Origin of the sequence: Gudongella sp. DL1XJH-153 (assembly GCF_049310905.1) — a bacterium.
GTDB lineage: Bacteria > Bacillota > Clostridia > Tissierellales > Tissierellaceae > Gudongella.
In genome coordinates this window covers 1-241 of record NZ_JBMEMN010000112.1, presented here as the reverse complement: position 1 = coordinate 241, position 241 = coordinate 1, and the positions used below count along the sequence as shown (strand labels likewise).

At 38.6% G+C, this 241-nt stretch carries 1 protein-coding gene; it reads left to right on the top strand.

The features are described 5' to 3' along the window. The first annotated feature begins 5 nt into the window (after window positions 1-5). The gene (locus ACOEN1_RS13585) at window positions 6-161 is read left to right on the top strand and encodes a YabP/YqfC family sporulation protein (protein WP_422487418.1); all 156 of its coding nucleotides are present in this window, start codon (window positions 6-8) and stop codon (window positions 159-161) included. Window positions 162-241 lie beyond the last annotated feature (80 nt).

Below are 241 nucleotides of genomic sequence, written 5' to 3'. Positions count from 1 at the left end.
AAGGCATGTTGATGATTAAGGGTAATGATTTACATGTCAACCGTCTTACGTTAGAGAAAGGAGAAGTGGAAATAGAGGGAAGAATAGACAGCCTTACATATTCTGAAATAGCTGGATATAACAAGCAGGGCGAATCATTCCTGGGAAGACTATTTAAGTAGGTGGGAAATGAGCCAAAATATAATAAACTAGACGTACTTTTTTGGGTGCTGTGTACTGACTGGGATTGCGGTTATATCTA